The following is a 19,779-nucleotide window of genomic DNA, read 5'->3' on the forward strand; positions in this document are numbered from 1 at the left end:
CACCCACCTCCTTCCATTAGGATCGAGTGACCGAAAATCGCGCCGATAAAGCAACCTGATCTTCAAACCGGCTAAGCGCGACAGAAACATGCGGTCAACAAAGATCTATTTTGCTTTTGGCCCCTCCTGCGGTCCCCAGCCACCTCCCATGGCCCGCACAAGATCCACGCCACTTATGAGACGGCGCGTATTGACCGTAATCAGGTCTTCCCGCGCCTGGAGTTCAGCCGTCTGGGCAATGACAACCTGTAGGTAGTCAACGGCCCCTTCGCGATACTGAATACTGGCCAGATGGTCGGTGCGCGTCGCCGCCGTCACTCCTTCTTCCTGCCGCGCGGCGGCATCAGCCAGATGATTGAGAAGCGCCAACTGGTCCTCAACCTCCCGAAAAGCCGTCAGTGCTGTCTGCCGGTAACTGGCTGCGGCCTGAGCATATTCCGCGTGTGTAAGGGCCAGATTGGCGAACCTCCGTCCACCATCAAATATGGCCAGTGTGGACAACGCCGGACCAAGCGCCCACACACCGGTCCCGGCCGAAGCCAGCATACGGGTCGTGGTTTCCGAACCACCCATCGCCCCAAGCGTGATGTTGGGAAAAAAGGCTGCCCTCGCTACCCCGATCCGCGCATTGGCTGCCGCCATGTGCCGCTCCGCCGACGCGACATCCGGCCTACGTTCCAGCAGGTGGGCAGGCGCGGTGATGGGAATGACCGGCACGGGCGTCAGCTCATCTCTCGGCGGAATGGAAAAGGTGGAAGGCTGCTCACCGATCAGTACGGCAATGGCATGTTCCACCAGTGCGCGGTCCGCCACCTGCTGCTCCAGTTGGGATTGCGTCGTCGTCAACTGGGTGCGTGCGCGGCCTACATCCAGTTCATTCGACGCCCCGCCAACAAAGCGCTTTGTGGTCAGGTCCAGCGCCGCGGAATAGGCCGCTATGGTCTTTCGTAGCAGACTGACACGGGCATCCAGACCACGAAGCTGGAAATAATCGTCGCCCAGTTCGCCTTCCAGACTGAGGCGGAGTGACGCCAGATCGGCCGCACTTGCCTGTGCATTGGCCCGCGCCGCCCTGACCAGATTACGGATGCGCCCCCAGATATCCGGCTCCCATGAAACGGTGCCGCCGGATTCATAGTCGCGATATTCGTAATAATTTCCGGTGGCGGCAAAGAGCCCGCGTTCACGCTGTGCGCTGGCTGATGCATCGATCTGGGGAAAAAAGTCGGCACGCGCCCGCCTGACCAGCGCCCGCGCCTCATCATAGCGCGCCACGGCGGCGGCCAGTTGCGGGTTACCATGTTCAACCCTGTCCTCCAGCCGGTTCAGATCCTCATCTCCCATGACCGACCACCACGCCCCTCGTTGCGCGGTATCGGCGGGCTGCGCCGGTGTCCACGGCCCGGTTTCCCGAAATGTGGCGGGTATGTCGGGCAATGTGGGCTTGTGGTACCGGGGGGACAGGTCGCAGCCGCACAGCAGGGCGAGGAGGAACAGGATCGTCCAGCCCCGCTCAGCCATTATGCCCACCCTCACGCGGCTTGACTGGATCCCCATCTCCAATATCATCCGGCGGGTTGGTTATGATCCTGTCCTGTGGTGTGAGTCCCGTCACTTCAAGTTCGGTGCCGAAATCGATCAGGATCGAGACGGGCTGTATTTTGGCATGGTCATGTCCGTCCACCAGCGCCACAGTTGTCCCGTCCTTGCGGAAAAGCAGGCTGCTGGCGGGAATGCGCACGGTGGGAGGTGCCTGTGGCTCCGGACCGTGAAATGTAAAGGCAATCTGGGCATAGGCACCCGGTTTGAGAAGATTTTCCCCGTTATCATAAACAAGCTGCACCAGCATCGTTCCCGACTGGGAATCAACCGCATCCGCAGAACGGAGCAGATGGGCGTCAAACTGCCGGTTACGGTAATCGGGCACTGTAAAATGCGCCACAAAGCCCTCCTGCATCCGTGCGGCATAAGCCTGAGGCACACGCACATAAAGCCGCAGGCGGGTTACGTCCGAGACGGTAAAAAGCGGTTGGCTGGCAGCCGTACCGGCGACGATCAGCGCACCGATATCGGTCGCACGACTGGTCACCACACCGGTAAAAGGCGCAATGATACGCTTGAAGGCGGAAAGCGTTTCAAGCCGTTCCACCTCCGCCGCCGCTTCATGCCGCGTGGCCTCGCTGGCTGCCAGATTGCCCCGGCGTTCGTCAGTTTCCTGCTGGGATACGGCGTTTTCAGCATTCAGCCGGTCCCAGCGGCGTGATGTAATCCGCGCCAGATCCCGTTGTGCGGTCCGTGTGCCCAAGGCGGCTCTTGCGCCGGCAAGTTGTAGATCAACATCGGGCGTATCGATTTCCGCCAGAAGCTGACCTGATTCCACTTTCTGTCCGATATCGACATACCATTTCCGAAGATAGCCGTTGGTGCGGGCATAGACCGGAGCGCTGTACCATGCCTGCAGGATACCGGGCAGAACCAGCGTATCAACAGCGTGACCACCCGGATGTACGACCGTCACACTGGGCACCAGTGCCGCAACATTTATCGCATGAAGCTGATGGCGATCATGGATGTGCACGATCGTTCCCACGGCGAGAATGATCCCGAAAACGCATGCCGCTACAGGAATGATCCAGCGCAGACGTGGTTTGGGTCCGGAGGGCGTGACATGGGTTTCAGCCATGAGCATGCGCCCCGTCGGACCCATGGCGCGCCCGCCTGTCGTAGATAACGGCGAAGAGTGAAGGCACAAAAAACAGGGAGGCGCAGGTGGCAAAGATCAGGCCGCCAATGACAGCGCGCCCCAGCGGTGCATTCTGTTCCCCGCCTTCACCTAGCCCCAGCGCCATGGGCAGCATACCGATGACCATAGCCAACGCCGTCATGATGACAGGCCGCAGGCGGGTGCTGCCCGCAGTCAGGGCTGCCTTGAGCGCATCTCCATGCTCCGCCAGTTGGTCGCGGCAGAAGGTGATGACAAGGATGGAGTTGGCCGTCGCCACCCCCATGCACATGATCGCTCCCGTCAAAGCGGGCACGGAAAGCGGGGTGTGCGTTGCAAACAGCATCCAGCATATCCCCGCCAGAGCGCCCGGCAACGCCAGCACAACAATGCACGGATCAGTCCAGCTCTGAAAATTGATGACAATAAGAAGATAGATCAGAACGATCGCACCCAGAAGACCAAACCCCATGCCGGAAAAAGCGATGGTCATGGCCTGATACTGCCCTCGCAGCGTAACCGTGACGGTCTCGGGGCGGTCATGCTCCAAACGATGCAGGGCCGCCTGCACGTCCGAGGCGATAGCCCCCAGATCGCGTCCATCACCGCCTGCGAAAACATCGATCAGCGAGCGGATGTTATACTGCGCCTCGACCGGTGATGTCGTGCCACGCGTGATCGCGCCAAGAGCTCCGAGCACCTGAAGCTGGGGGGTTGAAACTCCGGTTACGGGCAGGCCGATGATATCCGCCAGAGAACTTATCCGGTATTCAGGCATCTGCACCGCAATGGGGTAAGTGACCATGCTGTGCGGATCCAGCCAGTAAAGCGGAGCAGTCTGCACGGTTCCGGCAATGGAGGTCGCGATGGCGTTGGTGATATCCCCTTCCGTCAGACCAAGCTGGTTGATGCGGGTGCGATCTGCCTCAAAACGCAGTTCGGGATAATGGCCGGGCTGCTGGATGCGGGCGTCGACCAGACCGTCAATGGGGCGTATGGCGCGCAATATGCGCTCTGCAAACTGCCGCGTCTCATCAGGGTTGGGACCGGATATCTGAATGTCGATTGGTGCCGGTGCGCCGAAATTGAGGATCTGGGTCGTGATGTCCGACGGCAGGAAGGCAAAGCTGGCCTCGGGGAATGCTTTGGGCAATTCACGGCGTAGAAGGCGGATGTACCGCTCGGTCGGGTGATGATTTTCCTTGAGGGCGACAAGGATGTCCCCATCCTGCGGTCCGATGGTGCCCGATGCATTATAGGCGACATTGATGGCGCTGGTGGGCAAGCCGATATTGTCGGCAATGGAGTCAATTTCGTCGGCCGGAACCTGTTGGCGGATCTCCTTCTCGATACGCTGGAACAGGGCCGATGTTTCCTCGATCCGCATGCCTATGGGGCCACGCACATGCAGGGTCATCGTGCCCGCATCGACCTGCGGAAAGAAGTTGCGTCCAAGAAATGGCAGCAGGCCCATGCTGAGAGCGGCAAAGCACAGGAAACCGGCCACAAACCGGCCACGATAGTCCAGAATACTTCCCAGAAGCGCACTATAGCGGGCACGCAGCGCCTCAAAACGCCGCTCGAATCCCTGCTGGAAGCGTGTGAAGATATTCTGCCTGGGCTGCTTTTCGTCCTCATGCGGGCGCAGCAGGAACATGGCCATGGTCGGCACAAGCGTGCGTGACAGGATGAAGGACATGGTCATGGCGAACATGACCGACAACGCCATCGGCACAAACAGGAAGCCCGCCACTCCCGGCAGGTAAAACATCGGCACAAACACGATGCAGATGCATACGAGCGAGAGAAAGGCCGGGACGATGATCTCTCCCGATCCATCCACGATGGCGGTATGGACGTCCTTGCCCATTTCCAGATGACGCTCGATATTCTCGATCGTGACCGTCGCCTCATCCACCAGAATGCCCACGGCCAGCGCAAGGCCGCCCAGTGTCATGACATTCAGCGTCTCGCCCAGCATGGATAGGGCCACGACCGCCCCCATGACCGATAACGGGATGGAGGTCGCCACGATCAGCGTGGATCGCCATGAACCAAGGAACAGAAGGATCATGAGGCTGGTCAGACCAGCCGCGATTGCCCCTTCGCGCATGACTCCATCCACGGCTGCACGGACAAAAAGAGACTGATCGTTGACGGGCCTGAGTTTAAGTTGCTTGGGCAAGCCACGTGTCGCATCTGGGATCATCGCCTTGATTCCCTCCACAATGGCGATGGTAGAAGTAGCGCCCGATTTCAGCACGGTCAGGAGTGCTGAGCGCTGGCCATCCACATGCACCACGTTCTGCTGGGGCGTGGAACCGTCCCGCACATGGGCCACATCACGCACACGCACCACGGCGCCGTTGATCGTTCGTACAGGCAGCATGTTGAGCAATTCGACCGAAAGAGGCGCATTGTTCAGTCTGAAATTATACTGGTATTCCCCGATTTTTACGAAACCGGCAGGCGTGATCTGTGTCTGGGTGGTCAGGGCGTTGCCCACATCCTGAGCCGATACGCCACGGGACTGTAACTTGCCGGGGTCAAGATCCATCTGGATCTGGCGCACACGACCGCCATAAGGATAAGGCAGGGCCGCGCCCGGCACCGTCACCAGCCGATTGCGGATAAAATTGAAGCCGTAATCATAAAGTTGTTGTTCGGTCATGCCCTCACCCGACAGGGCAAGCTGCACGATCGGCACGGTGGAAGCATTGTAATTCAGGATCAGCGGCGGGGTGGTGCCTACCGGTAACTGGCGCAGGATGGTCTGGGCAATGGCCGTGACCTGTGCGTTCGAGATGCGGATATCGGTGCCGGGCTGGAAAAAGATCTTGATCACCCCGATGCCTGTCAGCGACTGTCCCTCGATATGCTCGATATTGTTGACCGTCGTGGTCAGCGTGCGCTGGAACGGCAAGACAATGCGCCCGGACATGTCCTGCGGGGAGAGGTTACTGTAGGTCCATGCCACCGCAATGACGGGAATACCGATCTCAGGAAAGATATCTTGCGGCGTGCGAATGGCGGAAAGCACACCGGTTATGGCGATAAGGATGGCCATCACGACAAACGTATAGGGACGGGCAAGTGCCAGTAGAACAATTGCATTCATACTACTTGCCTATTTTCTATCGACGATGATGCCCTGTTGTTTAGAGATTATCGGCTTTCAGAGAACGCCCACCGCGCTGACTGGTTTGTCGGTAAGGGCGATAATTTTGAAACACGGATCGCTGTCTGACTTAACTGACAGACGCCCATGGTGGGCACGGAACAGAAAACGGGAAAACTTTTTCTGTTTTCCTGCTTTGTCTGCGAAACAGGACTCACATCGTAAGTGAGACGAGATTGTATGCACAGCACAAGACGGGAGGATGAATTATGCCACGTGGAGACAAATCCGCCTATACAAACAAGCAAAAGAGACAGGCTGAACATATCGAAGAAGGCTATGAAAAGCGTGGTGTTAGCAAGGATGAAGCGGAACGCCGTGCATGGGCTACGGTCAACAAGGAAACCGGCGGTGGCAAGAAGAGTGGATCGGGAAGAGGTCACCCCGTAACACACGAACCGTCACAGAAGGGTGGTAAAGCGGGTGGAGCAGCCTCTGCTCACAGGACAGCGGAAGAACGTTCTGCTTCAGCGAAAAAAGCCTCTGAAACACGTAGTAAAAATACGAAATAGCAGGATGTCGGAGCTCAGTCGGGACGGCCGAATACGCGGCGGAGTTCTTTTTTGGCTCTGTCCAAAATTTGGCGTCTCTATGGGGCAAGCGAGAGACCTACACGATTGATACAGAAAAGAAATAGAAAACCAATATCGATATGGCTCCTGCACGACATACTGAAGGTTTTTTACCAGGCAGAAAAAGCGTATATCAGTCGCGTCACGTCTGCCGGACGGATGGGATGAATCAACCGGTAGACAAGCTGTTTTCTGGTGCGGAATCAGCGTTATACGTAATCGGGCGATGGCCTGATTCGTAAAACCCACTCGACCACACTGCCTTTGCACCAGCGGCGTAGTCGTCTGTGGTGTTATTCCTATTCCAAATCGGGCTGTTCCGCGATCAATACCCTGAAGCCGTATCCGCCCTCGTCACGATGGAAGAAGCGCCTACAGTTTTGCGGAATTCAGCAACGGAGTTCTCGGCCGCCTGAGCAAGCAGGCGAACATCATTGGACACCGTGACCAGATCGGCACCCCAGGAAACGCCCTTTGCGGCATAGGATGCCGTGCCGTTATGCAGCCCCATGCGAATGCCGGCGCCATGGGCCGCAGCAATGACGCGCTGGATCGCTTCGACCATTTCAGGCTCTTCCCGATCGAACCCGGTCCGATATCGGCGTCCGGTCAGGCCCAGCGTCAGATCGGCCGGCCCCACGTAAACGCCATCCAGTCCGGGCGTTCTGACAATCTCATCGAGGTTGGCCATGGCCTGTGCTGTCTCGATCATCGCGAAGCACACGACTTCATTATCAGCAAAGGCGGCATAGTCGCTGCCAAGGGCGAAGTTCGCTCGTGTCGGTCCAAAGCTGCGCGTGCCATTCGGCGGATACCGCACATAGGAAACCAGCCGTTCTGCTTCTGCGCGCGTATTGATCATGGGACAGATAATGCCCCACGCCCCAGCGTCGAGGATTTTCATGATTGAGCTTGGATCCAGCCAGCTTGCCCGCGCCATAGTCGCCACACCGGAGGCACGCACCGCCTGAAGCATGGGGAGCATGCCGGTATAATCGACGGCTCCATGCTGAATGTCGATGGTCACGGAATCATAGCCGGCGGAGGCCATGATCTCGGCCGAAAACGGACTGGATATGGAAAGCCAGCCATTCAATACGGCCCGACCTTCTGCCCAGATGCGACGTATGGGGTTTCTGGGGATAATACTCATCATCCTGTCTCCATCGGTGCCTGTCAGAACTGTGTCCGGGTTTAGTAGATCACGGGTTCTGAGACCTGCTCGCCGAAATTGGTTTGCAGGAAGTCAAAGTCGCATCCCTTGTCGGCCTGCATGATGTGGTGGGCCGCCATCCAGCCATAGCCTCGTTCATAACGCGGCGGGGGCGCTTTCCATTCGGCCCGGCGTCGTGCCATCTCTTCCTCGGAGACTTCCATGGAAATCGAACGGGCTTCCACATCTACAGAGATGATGTCACCCGTTTTCAGAAGTGCCAGTGGACCGCCGACATAGGCTTCCGGTGCAACATGAAGAACGCATGCACCATAGCTGGTACCGCTCATCCGTGCGTCGGAAAGACGCAGCATGTCACGCACCCCCTGTTTAATAAGTTTCTTTGGAATCGGTAACATTCCCCATTCTGGCATGCCGGGACCTCCCAAAGGTCCTGCATTGCGCAGAACGAGAACATGGTTTTCGGTTACGTCCAGATCCTCGTCTTCAATAGCTTTCTTCATCGAAGGATAGTCGTCAAAGACAAGTGCTGGTCCACTATGCTTATGGAATTTCCTGTCACAGCAGGCGGGTTTCATGACACACCCATCAGGCGCAATATTGCCGCGCAGGACGGTCAAAGCCCCTCCAGCCTCGCCGGTAAAGACGGGATTATCCAACGGGCGAATAACATCGTCGTTATAGACATGGGCCTTCTCAATGTTTTCGCCAACGGTTTTACCGGTAACCGTGAGGCAGGACAGGTCAAGAAAGCTCGAAATACGCTTCATCAGGGCCGCAATACCACCCGAGTAATAGAAGTCTTCCATCAGATAGGTCGTGCCTGTGGGGCGCACATTGGCGATGACCGGCACTTCGCGACTGAGACGATCGAAATCGTCGAGACCGATATCGACTCCAGCCCGTCGTGCCATGGCGATGACGTGGATGATCGCATTGGTCGAGCAGCCCATAGCCATGGCAACGGCGATGGCGTTCAGGAATGAGGCGCGAGTTGTTATTTTTGAAGGTTTCAGATCCTCACGCACCATATCTACTATCCGTCGTCCGGAGCTTTTCGCCATGCGGATATGATTGGAATCAACGGCTGGAATGGAACTGGCGCCAGGTAATGACAGGCCGATCGCTTCGGCGATGGCTGTCATGGTGCTGGCTGTGCCCATGGTCATGCAGGTGCCGGCGCTGCGGGCGATCCCTTCCTCAACACCGCGCCAGTCTTCCTGAGTTATCTTTCCAGCCCTCAGCTCATCCCAATATTTCCATGAGTCCGCCCCTGATCCCAACGTTTTTCCATGCCAGTTGCCGCGCAACATGGGGCCGGCGGGCACAAAGATCGCCGGAATATTCATGCTGGTTGCCCCAAGCAGCAGTCCCGGGGTGGTCTTGTCGCAGCCGCCCATCAGCACTGCACCGTCCGCCGGATAGGCGCGAAGCAGTTCCTCAGCCTCCATGGCGAGCATGTTGCGGTACAACATTGTTGTAGGTTTCATAAAGTTTTCAGAGAGCGAGATCGAGGGAAACTCCATCGGGAAGCCTCCCGCTTCGAGCACGCCCCGCTTCACATCCTCTATCCGCTGCTTGAAGTGCATATGACAGGGATTGATATCTGACCAGGTATTGAGGATGGCAATGACCGGCTTGCCTTCCCAGTCTTTCGGATCGTAACCCATCTGCATCGCACGTGAACGATGCCCGAAACTGCGCAGATCAGCCGGACCAAACCAGCGCTCACTCCGTAGTCTGGTTTTGGCGGTGTTTTCTGGGCCAGCGGTCGAGGCGCGCTCTGCGGCGTCTTCAGTCATATATTATTCTCCCTCGTCCATCCCGATACGTGTGCTTGTCGCGTGACGGGTGTTTGTCACCTCAGTTAGGGCGCGACAGACTCAGGCTGTCCAGATTAGATACGGTATGGTTTGAGACAGGATTGATATTGATGCTTCAGCTCACTCAGGTCCGCTGTTTCGTCGCCGTCGCGGAAGAACTCCACTTTGGACGGGCAGCCGCCCGCCTGAACATGACGCAGCCGCCGTTAAGTCGGCAGATTCAGCTTCTCGAACATGTGCTGGGCGTCGAACTGCTGGAGCGTACCAGCCGTGTCGTGCGTCTGACGCAGGCCGGGGCCGTTTTTCTGGCGGAAGGACGACGCCTGCTGCAAAATGCTGAAGATGCGACGCTCGCCGCACGACGGGCAGGACGTGGAGCGCTGGGCCAGATCGCGATCGGATTCACGCCGGGGTGCAGTTACGATTTTCTGCCGCGTCTGATTTCAGCGCTACGCAGTCATTATCCCGACGTGGATCTGATTCTTGAAGAAATGATTACGCGTGATCAGCTCTCGGCTCTGGCTTCGAGTCGATTGGACATCGGTTTTATCCGGCCGCATTTTGATGCGCCAGACATTGAGCTGCGCAGGATCATCAAGGAGCCCATGCTCGCAGCCATTCCGGAAGATCACCCCATGGCCCGGCTGGAAGTCGTGATGCCTTCGGACCTCGATGGGCAGGAGCTCATCATGTATTCCGTACTTGGTGGCGGATATTTTCACGATCTTGTGCATAGGTTGTTGATCAGTTCGGACATTCGGCCGAAGCTTGTTCACCATCTGACCCAGATTCATGCGTTGCTTGCGCTTGTGAAGGCCGGAATGGGGGTGGCCCTGATACCCCAGTCGGCCTCACGTCTTGGCATAAGCAATGTTGTTTACCGCAGTCTTGGCTTTGGAACGGATATTTGCGCCGAACTGTTCATGGCCTATCGGGCTGATAATCCAAGCCTGGTTTTGGGCAATGTGACGAATGTGATCGCTCGTTTCATCGAGGAAAGGGAGCCTTCAGACTAAGCGATATCAGTTTTGAATTGATTCATTTACAGATTGATTTTGATCTTATGACACCCAGAGCGTTGTGTCTTGCGCAGTGATCGTGGAGTTCCAGTGGCTCGTTCGCCAGCAGCAGTCCAGCGTGTTCCAGATCCCGCATCAAGGGAGACACAGGGTGAATATAATAAAAGGGTCATCAGAAACCCCAACCGCCACATTCCCGTCAGAAACCGTAAGCTCCGAACGGCGAACGATGATCCGATACTTCGTTCTCGCGTTCCTGTTTACCATAACAGCAATCAATTACGGTGATCGCGCGACTCTCGGAATTGCACGATCGAGCATATCCCACGATCTCGGGTTAAGCCCGGTTTCCATGGGATATATCTTTTCGGCATTCGGGTGGGCCTATGTGCTGAATCAGGTGCCTGGAGGGTGGTTGCTGGACCGCTACGGCTCCATACGCGTGTATGGCGTAAGCCTCTTCGCGTGGTCGCTGTGTACGTTGGCAATCTCTGGCGCCGGTTATGTTCCGCAGACGCTGGCTTTTCCGGTGCTGTTCCTCCTCTGGGCCGGACTTGGTCTGGTGGAAGCACCAGCTTTCCCAGCCAACAGTCGTATCACCTCAAGCTGGTTTCCCATCGGCGAAAGAGGTCTGGCGACATCCATCTTCAACTCGGCGCAATATGTTGCGGTCGCTTTCTTTGCGCCTCTGATGGGCTGGGTCACGCAACAGCTCGGTTGGGAATACATCTTCGCCATGATGGGACTGCTGGGCGTGCTGCTCGCCGTGCTGTGGCTGGTGACAATGCGTCCTCCCGCCCAGCATCCGAGCGTCAGTGCCGCAGAACTGGCCTATATTCGTGAAGGGGGCGCTCTCGTCGATATCGACGACAAAAGCAAGCAGACGAAACACAGGCTCAACCGCAAGCAGATACAGTTCATGCTCACGGACCGGACTTTGTTGGGCGTCTATGGTGGGCAGTACTGTATCAATGTCATTCTTTATTTCTTCCTGACCTGGTTTCCGTCCTACCTCCATCAGGCGCGCGGGCTGTCACTCACACAGACGGGCTTTGCCGCCAGCGTGCCAGCACTCTGCGGTCTTTTTGGTGCCATTGTCGGTGGAGCGCTGTCTGACAGGCTGCTTCGCTCCGGTCGTTCAGCGAGCTTTGCGCGCAAGACGCCCTTCATTGTCGGAATGGGGCTCGCTTCAACTCTTTGCCTCTGCAATTTCGTGCAGTCACCACTGCTCATTGTCGCCATCATGTCGTTGGCTTTCTTCGGCAAAGGAGTGGCCGCAATCGGATGGGCTGTCATTTCCGACATTGCCCCAAAAGAAGTTCCTGGTCTGGCAGCCGGCATTTTTAACGGCATTGGCAATGTTGCCGGAATCGTAACGCCCATCGCAGTTGGTTACATCGTGTCGCTGACGGCTTCCTACGACGGTGCATTACTGTTCGTCGCTGTGCACTGTCTTGCTGCTATCCTGCTTTATCTCTTTGTCGTCGGAAAGATCCGGCGTCTCGCTCTGCCTGTCTGAGGTAACCTGCGAGCCTTTTCTTCTGAACATGAAAGAAGAAAGGCGCGTCCTGTCAAAAAAATAAAAATACAAGGACGTTGTCATGAATAGTCAAGAATTCGCGTGTTGCGCGGAAAAGCATTATCGCCTTCCTCGCGCATCTTCTTTTCCCCGTGCGGTCTACGCTTCCTCTTTCTGGCTTGTCACCGGAAGTCTTTGCGCTCTTGGGGCAGGAAGAGTCATGGCGCAGACAACCGTGCCCACGGCTCAAGATCGTCCGGTGACAGCAAGGCATGTCGCTGTTCGGAAATCCCAAAGTGCTATCAAGGCAACGACGCAGACATCTGCTGCCCATGCAAAGATGGGAACTGCACCATCGGATGCTGCGTCCACGGGCAATTCCTCTACTGCCGCTCCCGCAAAACTGAGCCGGACCCAGCTTCTGCCACCATTGACGTCCCGTCCTGAACTCTACGGACAGCCTCAGTCTCTCGGTTTGCATCAGCTGCCGGGCGCATTACTGCATCAGGGACCTTGGGGCGTTTTCAACACCAATTCAGGCGCAGCCGCGGGCTTTGGAACCGTTGCGTATTATGCCGTAGCCCGGTGGGCCGAAGACTGGTCGAATCTGCGTGACAAACGCAATCATCTCGACCCGATGGATGCGCTCAAATATATCCCACTTAATAACGAGGGGGATATTTACCTCAGCCTTAGCGGCAACTTCCGTCACCATGGTTTTTATGACCAGAATGCCGGTCTTGGTGCGACGAAACGCTCGCCCTCCTATCGGTCTAACCTGCGTTTCAATATTGGCGCAGACCTGCATCTGACAGAGCATGTTCGTCTATATGGCGAATTGATGAGCGGTGAAGCAGGCGGCATCAATTACTATGGTTATACTGGGCGCTGGCGCAGCAAAATTGACCTGCATCAGGCTTTTCTTGAAATAAAAGGGAATATTCTGGGTGCAAAAACCGGGGTTATGATCGGTCGCTATAAATTTCTGGATGCTCCTGCTTACTTCACCGGCGGAAGTGTCTATCCATCAATCCCATTTTCCTGGAATGGTGTGCGTGGCTACGCATTCTGGAAGCGCTTTCGCGTTGATATCTTCGATTTAACGCAGACGAACGAGCTTCCGCTCAAGCCTTTTGCTGACACAGTCGGATGGCGAAACAGACTTTTCGGAGCCTATACGTCCTATGCTGTTCCGGAATTTAAATTTCTTGGTCAAAAGAGCCAGATTTTCGCTGATACGTTCTACCTCGGCTTCATCGTGGACGATAGTTCGCTTGCTGCCATGCATGGAAATACAACCGGTTCAACGCATCGCGATACACCCGGCACCCGCATCTGGGGCAATGCTGGTCCGATCGAGTTTTCTGTTGGCGGTATGTGGCAAGGGGGTACGTTTCAACAGGCAAAGAACGGTCCTTCCCGGAAAGTGGATGCGTGGGCTGTCAATGCCCAGGCATCATGGCGTTTCAGTCATTGGTGGGGGCGACCTTCGCTTGGACTTCAGTTCGACGATGTGTCGGGCGGTGATTACAGGACCAGTTCGACCAGCACATGGGGCGGGTTTCTGTCGCCTTACTCACCCTCGGCCTCTTATCTCGATCTGAGTACCTATTTCAACATGCAGAATCTGATCAGTATTGGTCCACTTGTAACGCTTACACCAACAAGCAACACGTCATTACAACTGAAATCCCCTGTTATGTGGCGTAACAGTACGCATGATGGGATATATCCCCAGTCTACAGTTGCTTTTCCCTATCGCCCTCGTGGTCATTATACAGGGGTCCTGCCGCAGGCCAGTTTCAACTGGCGACCAACCCGGCATATCAGCTTCAGCCTTGAGGGTGAATATGTCTTTCTGGGCCGTAATGTTTTGCGGTCAGGCGCTGCTCAGGGTGCCTATGTTCAGACAAATCTGGAACTGACATTTTGATATAATAGTAACTTTTCATAACACTTGTGAATTTGGAATTTGTCTCTGCAATAATCAGTGAGGTGTGACAGAAAACTGTTTTTTCTATGCTTTTATAAATGAATTTTGTCAGCCAATGTGATGTTAGTCCGTATGAAAAGCCGATAGAACATCGGCCTTTTTTTTTCGAAACTATATTGTTTCGGAAGAGATTTTTTCTGGAGTTTTCTTGTTTTGCGAAGAAGAAATCATTTTGAAAATCATCAAAAACAGAATGAGGCAGGCTACAGCTGGTACAAGCATGGGGAGATCCGCGCTTCCACTCCAATAGCGCGCCCAAGCTACCAGATTTTGGCCAAGGAATGCTCCAAAGCCTCCGATAGATGTAATGGTTGCGATGCCGACGGCGGCCTTGGCGTCTTTAAGAAATCTGGATGGCAATACCCATAGGCAAGGCAGTAAGACGTAGATGCATGGCCCACCAAGACAGAGCAGAAGAAAGCGGGATGAATTGTCATGCATGAAGACAGAAAGTCCAAAGCAAAAAGCCCCAAGCGCGGAAGCCGCGAGCATTGCGTAAAGCGGGCGGTCTCCTTTTCTTACAGTAGGAACTAAAAAAATCAGAGCCAATGTACCCAAGAGATAAGGAATGGCATTCAGAAATCCGTTGGTTGTGTAGCCTACTGCAAATTCGTTCACCAGAGAAGGAAGCCAGTAGCTCAATCCATAACTGGCTATTGAAATCAGCATGAAGCAAGCAGCGAGTTCCATTACACGGATATCAAAAACAGCACTGAGAGGATTGGCATATCGTGTATCATGTTGAAAAACGTGCTGTCGTTCTGATTCCAATGTGTCGATCAGCCATTTTTTCTCGGTATTGTTTAGAAAAGTCTGGGTTTCTGGGCGTTCTGGAAGAAAGAAAAATACCAGGATCACTAGAATTGTTGGAAAAATTCCTGTTGTCAGAAAGATGATTTGCCATCCCGCCAGAGACGCGAAACCATGCTGACTCAAAAGCCAGCCGCAGAGTGGGCCGCTCAACATGTTGCCAATACTGCTGGCTAATGTAAAATATCCCATCATACGAACACGATGCTGGGCTGGAAACCATAATGATAAATAGTATATTATTCCGAGATATAAGCCTGCTTCTGCTGTCCCTAGAAGAAATCTTAAAATGTAAAACATTAAAACGCTTTTATTAATGCCATTAGTATTGTAATAATTCCCCACGATAATCCAATTCTGGCAATCCATCGTGAAGCGCCGAATTTGTGGAGAAGCATATTGCTTGGCACTTCGAAAATCATATAGCCAATAAAAAATAGTGAAGCACCCGATGCAAATATTGTTTCACTAATATGCAAATCAGCCGCCATCTGCAGTTTTGCAAAACCAATATTCTGACGATCTATATACGCTCCAAGATAGCACAAAGTGGCTAGAGGCAGGATTCGCCATGCAATCCTGTTTATGGTCTGCGTTTCGTTTTCAGGAGTGTCTGACATGTTCTCCACTCTTTTTGTTTGTTGTTTTTGAGGGACTTATTACACGACAACACATAAGCGCTATTTTTCGATGTTAGTTCCTTCTGCATTGGTGTATAAACAAAATTTTGAAAACTCCTTTTTATTTCTAAGTGTATAAACTTTTTATCTGGTTTTAGGGAGCCCTTTCTGATAGGATTAATTAAATTAACAATAACTACTTATTCGTTTTGGAAATTTTTAGAAATAATTTTCGTCAAAGTTGAATTGTTGAATGCCTCTTTGCGTAACTTCTTAAGGTTTAGATAACAGAAAGAAAAATAAAACAATAAAATAAGATTTTTGAAGTTTATGCGTTGTGACGATTCTGGAGTTTTAGCCATAACATGACAGTTAGTCTGATATGGATGAGAGCGTGAAACCTCTTGTTTTCATTTAAGGTTCCATATTAAATTTTAAAACTGGCATCTATAATAAAAAGCGCCATCTGATCGAAAACATGTTCGTAAAACTGAAAGGCTAGCGACGTATTGCAACAAGATACGATCGCTGCGCTTATACATTCATGTCCGCAATCCACATCGCAGCAAGCTGCATCCTTTAGTATGTTTCAATATTGATTTTTTCGAGAGATGCCGTTCAGGGCCATTTCGATTAGTGGCCAGTTTCCACTTCTTGCGGTAGCAGCGACGTAACCATCGGGTCTTACCAGCCAGATACCATTTTCATCCGGTGGCAGATATACTTCAGGCATCAGCAAGGATGAGTGACGAGCGATCATAGCTCGCGCATCCGCACTGTCTCTTGCAGCGATTACAAAGCGGGGAGTATCGCAATGCCCGGAATTTCCTCCTGTAATCAGTCGTTGCCCAGGTCCGGGACCACGCAGTCCGCGGGCAGACCCCACGTTGAGAGGACTGTCAGGATAATCAATCATGATTCCGGACAGTCGGTCAGCCATGGCGCGACGGATCACCGAAATGCTGAAAATCCATTTCACAGCAAAGTTGCGTACTCTCTGCGCCAGATGACGTTTGAGCAGAACAACTGTGGTCATACGTCCGGAATCAGCCAGTATCTGCCGTGCAACACGGCTGCGTTCGATATTGTAGCTGTCCAGCAGGGAGGGATTGGCTTTCTGTCGCTCGACCAACGCCAGCTTCCAGGCAAGATTGAAGGCATCCTGCATGCCCACGTTCATGCCCTGACCGCCGGCTGGACTGTGGATATGGGCCGCATCGCCGGCCAGAAAAACGTGACCCTTGCGGTAATCTTGGACTATACGTTCGTTGACCCCGAAATCCGATAACCACACTGGATCGGAAAGGATAATGCCGCCCGGTCCGCGCCGGTCGACAATTGTCTGTATTTCCTTAAGGCTCGGCGTATGCAATGGCGCAGACCCAAGATCGGCGATGATACGGTAATGGCTCCGTGATATTGGAAAGAACATCACAGCGCCGTCCGGGTGCCAGAATATCGCTGGTTCATCAGGTGGAATGGCAAGACCGGTCACATGCACATCGGCGAGGACAAACCCTGTGGGTAATGTTTCTCCACCGAATGTCAGGCCCAACCTGTTACGAACAAAGGAATGCGCACCATCGCAACCGATGAGCCAACCCGCTTCCAAAACTTCGATCCTGCCTTCCCCATGCATGAGCGTGCATGAAACACCGGCATCCCTGTTAACGAAGTCCCTCAGTTCAGTTCCGCGTTCGACAGTAATGCCAAAAGTCCTGAGATGGTCTTCCAGCAACCGTTCGGTTTCCGATTGCGGAATCATCAGCAGGTAATTGAAGGAAGAAGCAATCGTCCCGAACGGGATGCGGGCGAGTGTCCTGTTGCCTACGTGGATACTGACGGTCTTTGCATGCAACCCGGCAGCCACAAACAAATCCGCACAGCCCGCAGCATCAAGCAGTTCCATTGTCCGGGGCCAGATGGCCAGTGCCCGGGACTGGTTCGTACAGGTCGGTGACTTGTCGATAATCCTGACAGGTACGCCGTACCGGGCCAGTTCGGCAGCCATAATCAGACCGACAGGTCCGGCACCTGTAACGAGAACGGGCTTCGACATGGTTTTTGTCCAAAGGAAAAGAACTGTCCGGTCACATGGACAGTCACAGCATGTTAACGCGAGACGTGCCCTGACTGTTTCTGTCTGCCCAGATGCAATGAAACGCTTGATTGAGATGTCGGCTTTTCAGATCGCGGTCTGATACAGCAGCCCTAAGCGGCTGCACGCGGATACCCAACTCGTTCCGAACGAAGCACGCATCATCACGTCCGAGTGAACATTGCCAATCCAGTCGTCTTGCTTGATGCGGATCAATACTCCCTCGTCTTTTTAGACATAGTTTGTCATACTTCTCATCAGGCAGGAGGCAGACCAGTGAGCGATCTTCCATGGGTTGATTCAAAACCTGAAGCGCCGGAACCCATTCGTGACGGACGGGGCGCGAGTATTCTGGGGCCACGGAATCTTGCACGGGAACGGGAGGTTCCGGATCTTCTGGCTTCGCCGGATACGGATGCCGGGACCATCCCGAATCTGAAATTCTCTTATGCTGACGCCCGAAATCGTCTTGGCTCGGGTGGCTGGGCGCGGGAGATCACCATTCGGGAACTGCCAGTTGCCACGACGCTGGCGGGCGTGAACATGCGGCTCAAGCCGGGCGGATACCGAGAGTTGCATTATCATAAAGAGGCTGAATGGGGCTTCATGATTGCGGGGAAGGCACGGGTGACCGCGCTGGATACAAGCGGGCATCCGTTTGTGGATGATGTCGAAGCCGGAGATATCTGGAACTTTCCAGCGGGAATTCCGCATTCCATTCAAGGACTTGGCAACGAGGGTTGTGAATTTCTGCTTGTTTTCGATGACGCCAACTTCTCCGAGAACGAGACTTTTTTGATCAGCGACTGGTTCGCGCATACTCCGCGGCATATTCTGGCGAAGAATTTCGGAGTGCCGGAATCGGCTTTTGCCAATCTGCCGACGGATGTTGAAAAATCCCGTTGGATCTTCAATGGAACTGAACCGACGGTGGCGAAGGAGGATGCAATCAAGTGTCCGCAGGGACCTTCCTCGATCCGCTATACGCACAAGTTTCTGAAGCAGGAGCCTGCGAAAGCAGCCGGTGGGACCGTAAGGGTTGTGGATTCACGCAATTTTCCGGCCGCCTCGACCATTGCGGCGGCGATCAATGTTGTTGAGCCGGGGCGGATGCGCGAACTGCACTGGCATCCGAACAATGACGAGTGGCAGTATTTCGTTCGCGGCCGGGCACGGATGACGGTTTTCGCTTCCGGCGGGAAAGCGCGGACGTTTGATTACTGCGCAGGCGATGTGGGGTATGTGCCGCTCGGGATGGGACATTATCTGGAGAATATCGGTGATGAGCCGATGGTTTTTCTGGAAGCGTTCAAAAGCGATCACTTTGCCGACTTCTCGGCCAATCAGTGGCTAGGCCTGTCACCGCGTCAGATGGTGAAGGAGCACCTGAATCTGGATGATGAGACGCTATCGAAGCTGCGTCAGGACAAGCCGCTGATCGTGTGATGGCTCCTCTTACCCGTTCTGCTCTGTGTGTTCTCTCGCTGGGACTGATTGCCGGGTATGTGGATGCCGTGGGGTATGTTGAACTCCACGGCATTTTCACGGCTGCGATGACAGGAAATTCCACCACGTTTGGGATTGCTCTGGCGGACGGAGACTGGGTCAGGACGGCGGCTGTCGGCACTGTTCTGGGGTTGTTTTTCTGCGGAGCCTTGGGGGCGAGCCTGCTGCGGCGGGCTTTACCGGCTTACCGGCATGAATGGCTGTGGATGGCGGGGCTGCTGATTGTGGCTCAGGGTGTTCACTGGTCTCATGCGGCGGGGAGCAGTTCCCGCGTGGAAACGCTGCTGCTGGCTGTCGCGATGGCGATGCAGGGCGAGGCGCTGTCGCGTTTTTCCGGCGTGTCGGTCCAGACAATTGTTGTGACCAACAATATTGTGAAATTTTCTGATAATATTGCGGGATTTCTCTTCGGACTCTGGCGGGGAAAGCCGGGGTTTACGCTGGCTTCAGTGTTGCCGGGGCTTGGCTGGGGAGGATGTATTGCCGGAGCCTTTCTGTCGGTTTTTGCGCGGGAAGCGACTTCGGGTTTTTTCCTGGTGCCGGTTCCGTTGCTGACAGGGCTGTTTTTTCTGTGGCCTGACGAGGGGTGATACGGGTTGATGGGTGGTGCTGAAGCGGGAGATTTCTTTTGTGCTGTGAGGATGACTTCAGGAATGCTTGAGGCCCTGCAAGCACTAATGTGAGATTATACCAGTAATGAAAGCAACCGCCGTCTGTCTGGTCCATCTGTTCCTGTTGATTACAA

14 protein-coding genes and 1 pseudogene are annotated in these 19,779 nt (G+C 54.5%); 7 read left to right on the forward strand and 8 right to left on the reverse strand.

The features are described 5' to 3' along the window. Positions 1–105: 105 nt before the first annotated feature. From B3759_RS01730 to B3759_RS01740, 3 genes are read right to left on the reverse strand one after another with little or no spacing between them, the layout of a single operon-like run. Complete coding sequence (locus B3759_RS01730; RefSeq protein ID WP_291363032.1) at positions 106–1,521, reverse strand: efflux transporter outer membrane subunit; 1,416 nt, start codon at positions 1,519–1,521, stop codon at positions 106–108. Further along, positions 1,514–2,683, reverse strand: coding sequence for an efflux RND transporter periplasmic adaptor subunit (locus tag B3759_RS01735; protein ID WP_291363034.1), 1,170 nt, complete (start codon positions 2,681–2,683; stop codon positions 1,514–1,516). Before B3759_RS01735 ends, B3759_RS01730 begins: the two co-directional genes overlap by 8 nt. Then, the gene (locus tag B3759_RS01740) at positions 2,676–5,840 is read right to left on the reverse strand and encodes an efflux RND transporter permease subunit (protein ID WP_291363036.1); all 3,165 of its coding nucleotides are present in this window, start codon (positions 5,838–5,840) and stop codon (positions 2,676–2,678) included. Before B3759_RS01740 ends, B3759_RS01735 begins: the two co-directional genes overlap by 8 nt. Before the next feature lie 269 nt (positions 5,841–6,109). Here B3759_RS01740 and B3759_RS01745 point away from each other — a divergent pair, with 269 nt between their 5' ends. After that, the gene (locus tag B3759_RS01745; RefSeq protein WP_291363038.1) at positions 6,110–6,412 is read left to right on the forward strand and encodes a plasmid stabilization protein; all 303 of its coding nucleotides are present in this window, start codon (positions 6,110–6,112) and stop codon (positions 6,410–6,412) included. Positions 6,413–6,797: 385 nt separating this feature from the next. On the opposite strand, the gene B3759_RS01750 is transcribed toward B3759_RS01745, so the two are convergent. Continuing rightward, positions 6,798–7,628, reverse strand: a complete 831-nt coding sequence (locus tag B3759_RS01750; protein WP_408736433.1) for an HpcH/HpaI aldolase family protein — start codon at positions 7,626–7,628, stop codon at positions 6,798–6,800. Between the two features lie 38 nt (positions 7,629–7,666). Further along, entirely contained in the window at positions 7,667–9,448 is a 1,782-nt protein-coding gene (araD, locus tag B3759_RS01755) for an L-arabinonate dehydratase (RefSeq protein ID WP_291363040.1), read from the reverse strand. Between the two features lie 131 nt (positions 9,449–9,579). Here araD and B3759_RS01760 point away from each other — a divergent pair, with 131 nt between their 5' ends. The 3 genes from B3759_RS01760 to B3759_RS01770 all read left to right on the forward strand — a co-directional run bounded on the left by B3759_RS01760 (position 9,580) and on the right by B3759_RS01770 (position 13,940). Continuing rightward, a complete protein-coding gene (locus B3759_RS01760; RefSeq protein ID WP_291363042.1) occupies positions 9,580–10,485 on the forward strand; it encodes a LysR substrate-binding domain-containing protein in 906 nt (301 codons plus the stop codon). Between the two features lie 232 nt (positions 10,486–10,717). Next, positions 10,718–12,007, forward strand: coding sequence for an MFS transporter (locus B3759_RS01765; RefSeq protein WP_291363044.1), 1,290 nt, complete (start codon positions 10,718–10,720; stop codon positions 12,005–12,007). A gap of 220 nt (positions 12,008–12,227) precedes the next feature. Further along, positions 12,228–13,940, forward strand: a complete 1,713-nt coding sequence (locus B3759_RS01770; protein WP_291363046.1) for an alginate export family protein — start codon at positions 12,228–12,230, stop codon at positions 13,938–13,940. A gap of 171 nt (positions 13,941–14,111) precedes the next feature. On the opposite strand, the gene B3759_RS01775 is transcribed toward B3759_RS01770, so the two are convergent. Beyond that, positions 14,112–15,179, reverse strand: coding sequence for an MFS transporter (locus B3759_RS01775; protein WP_349679283.1), 1,068 nt, complete (start codon positions 15,177–15,179; stop codon positions 14,112–14,114). Further along, positions 15,110–15,430, reverse strand: a complete 321-nt coding sequence (locus tag B3759_RS01780) for an MFS transporter (protein WP_291363048.1) — start codon at positions 15,428–15,430, stop codon at positions 15,110–15,112. The genes B3759_RS01775 and B3759_RS01780 overlap by 70 nt, the downstream gene beginning before the upstream one ends. A gap of 454 nt (positions 15,431–15,884) precedes the next feature. On the opposite strand from B3759_RS01780, the pseudogene B3759_RS01785 reads away from it, so the two are divergent. After that, positions 15,885–16,013: pseudogene (locus tag B3759_RS01785) on the forward strand (IS5/IS1182 family transposase); the annotation flags it as partial. 6 nt (positions 16,014–16,019) lie between these two features. Here B3759_RS01785 and B3759_RS01790 read toward each other — a convergent pair. Then, entirely contained in the window at positions 16,020–17,489 is a 1,470-nt protein-coding gene (locus B3759_RS01790) for an FAD-dependent monooxygenase (RefSeq protein WP_291363050.1), read from the reverse strand. A gap of 315 nt (positions 17,490–17,804) precedes the next feature. Between B3759_RS01790 and B3759_RS01795 the strand changes: the two genes are divergently transcribed. Further along, positions 17,805–18,974: an oxalate decarboxylase family bicupin gene (locus B3759_RS01795; RefSeq protein WP_291363052.1), complete on the forward strand. Its 1,170-nt coding sequence runs from the start codon at positions 17,805–17,807 to the stop codon at positions 18,972–18,974. Further along, on the forward strand, positions 18,974–19,624 hold the full coding sequence (locus B3759_RS01800; RefSeq protein WP_291363053.1) for a YoaK family protein: 651 nt from the start codon (positions 18,974–18,976) through the stop codon (positions 19,622–19,624). Before B3759_RS01795 ends, B3759_RS01800 begins: the two co-directional genes overlap by 1 nt. The last annotated feature ends 155 nt before the right edge of the window (positions 19,625–19,779 follow it).

The sequence above is a fragment of the Acetobacter sp. UBA5411 genome (genome assembly GCF_002409645.1).
GTDB lineage: Bacteria > Pseudomonadota > Alphaproteobacteria > Acetobacterales > Acetobacteraceae > Acetobacter.

Excerpts from the sequence above, each read along its gene's own strand:
- B3759_RS01730 (WP_291363032.1), bottom strand. The coding sequence starts at position 1,521 with ATGGCTGAGCGGGGCTGGACGATCCTGTTCCTCCTCGCCCTGCTGTGC.
- B3759_RS01735 (WP_291363034.1), bottom strand. The coding sequence starts at position 2,683 with ATGGCTGAAACCCATGTCACGCCCTCCGGACCCAAACCACGTCTGCGC.
- B3759_RS01740 (WP_291363036.1), bottom strand. The coding sequence starts at position 5,840 with ATGAATGCAATTGTTCTACTGGCACTTGCCCGTCCCTATACGTTTGTC.
- B3759_RS01745 (WP_291363038.1), top strand. The coding sequence starts at position 6,110 with ATGCCACGTGGAGACAAATCCGCCTATACAAACAAGCAAAAGAGACAG.
- B3759_RS01750 (WP_408736433.1), bottom strand. The coding sequence starts at position 7,628 with ATGATGAGTATTATCCCCAGAAACCCCATACGTCGCATCTGGGCAGAA.
- araD (WP_291363040.1), bottom strand. The coding sequence starts at position 9,448 with ATGACTGAAGACGCCGCAGAGCGCGCCTCGACCGCTGGCCCAGAAAAC.
- B3759_RS01760 (WP_291363042.1), top strand. The coding sequence starts at position 9,580 with ATGCTTCAGCTCACTCAGGTCCGCTGTTTCGTCGCCGTCGCGGAAGAA.
- B3759_RS01765 (WP_291363044.1), top strand. The coding sequence starts at position 10,718 with ATGATCCGATACTTCGTTCTCGCGTTCCTGTTTACCATAACAGCAATC.
- B3759_RS01770 (WP_291363046.1), top strand. The coding sequence starts at position 12,228 with ATGGCGCAGACAACCGTGCCCACGGCTCAAGATCGTCCGGTGACAGCA.
- B3759_RS01775 (WP_349679283.1), bottom strand. The coding sequence starts at position 15,179 with ATGGATTGCCAGAATTGGATTATCGTGGGGAATTATTACAATACTAAT.
- B3759_RS01780 (WP_291363048.1), bottom strand. The coding sequence starts at position 15,430 with ATGTCAGACACTCCTGAAAACGAAACGCAGACCATAAACAGGATTGCA.
- B3759_RS01790 (WP_291363050.1), bottom strand. The coding sequence starts at position 17,489 with ATGTCGAAGCCCGTTCTCGTTACAGGTGCCGGACCTGTCGGTCTGATT.
- B3759_RS01800 (WP_291363053.1), top strand. The coding sequence starts at position 18,974 with ATGGCTCCTCTTACCCGTTCTGCTCTGTGTGTTCTCTCGCTGGGACTG.